The sequence below is a fragment of the Actinomyces sp. ICM58 genome, from assembly GCF_000283035.1.
Lineage (GTDB): Bacteria > Actinomycetota > Actinomycetes > Actinomycetales > Actinomycetaceae > Pauljensenia.
In genome coordinates, this window is record NZ_ALIY01000113.1 from 1 (window position 1) to 1,227 (window position 1,227).

Annotated in this window: 1 protein-coding gene and 1 pseudogene; one reads left to right on the forward strand and one right to left on the reverse strand. The window is 69.8% G+C overall.

The features are described 5' to 3' along the window. Nucleotides 1–53: 53 nt before the first annotated feature. Complete coding sequence (locus HMPREF1138_RS05505) at nt 54–962, reverse strand: cytochrome c oxidase subunit IV (RefSeq protein WP_009057511.1); 909 nt, start codon at nt 960–962, stop codon at nt 54–56. 99 nt (nt 963–1,061) lie between these two features. Between HMPREF1138_RS05505 and HMPREF1138_RS11610 the strand changes: the two are divergent. Then, a pseudogene (locus HMPREF1138_RS11610) lies at nt 1,062–1,227 on the forward strand (sterol carrier family protein); the annotation flags it as partial.

Genomic DNA, 1,227 nt, shown 5'->3' on the forward strand with positions numbered 1-1,227 from the left:
CTCCGCCCGTGCTCCGCCCGCGGGCGCGCGGAGAACAGCCCGGGGAGGCGGTGCTACGAGAGCTCCGCGAGGCCTTTCTTGACGGCCCGGTCGCGCTGGTAGCGGAAGACCTCCAGGAAGATGCCGCCGAAGAAAATCAGGGCGATGGCGGTCCACACGCCCGGGGGAGCGTGGCGCCCGTACATGAGGAAGTACACGTAGGGGGCGAGGAAGGTGACGGCGGAGGTGACGGCGCCGACGATGCGGTGCCAGAGTTTTTGTCCGGCGACCATTTCGATGAGGCCCCACGTGTAGGGGATGGCGGTGATCATGTCGATGGCCCACAGGATGCGCCAGTCGCCCCGGAAGTGCGGGACGTACATGACGGGCAGGGCCCGCGCCATCGAGTACACGAGGACGACGACGTAGGCGATGAACTTGGGGTTGCGGCACAGCTTGATGAAAGCGGGGCGTTCGATGATGGAGGCGCCGACGGCGCGCGAGGCGAGGGTGGCGTGCGAGGCGGTGGAGAGCGTGTCGAGGCCGGCCATGGCGACCCGCATGAAGGCGCGTTGCTCGTCGGTGCCATCCGCCCACGCCTCGAGCAGCGCGAGGGGGGACAGCGCGATGGGCGTGTAACCGCCGGAGGGGGTGCCGGCCTCGTGAATGACGTCGGAGCCGAGGGCCTCGCGCAGGCGCGGCAGCTGGTCGGTGGGGATGTCCGCAATCCACAGGCGCACGCGGCGTTGGATGGCGTCGTGGAGCTCGTGGGAGAGCGCGTGGCCGGCGGCGGAGTGAGGGGAGAATCCTTCGGCGGCGATGTCGGTGAGGGCGCCGGGCTGCTCGACGATGCGCGTCGTCAGGTCGCCGGCGCGGTCGACGCCGGAGACGGAGATGATGGTGGCGGCATCCCACTGGTAGGTGCGCGCGATCTCGATGTCGAGGATCGAGCGCAGCGTGATGAGGGATGCTGTCTCGCTCACGGTTGGCCTCTCGGTAGGGGGTTGTCCACTCAATTGTGCCTGACTGAGCGGTCGGAATGCGCGCCCACGCGGGAATCGTTGCGGCCGTAGAATCGACGCATGGCGAAACGACGGATTGACACGGCCCGTGGGATGGAGGCGCTGCGCGCGTGGCGCGAGGCGGTTGAGCGGGGCGGGGAGGCGCCGCGCCCCGTGGTCCTGACGGCCGTGCGCTTCACGCTCGAGGAGCTGGGGGCGCTGCACCCGGGCCGGTCGGTGGAGGTGC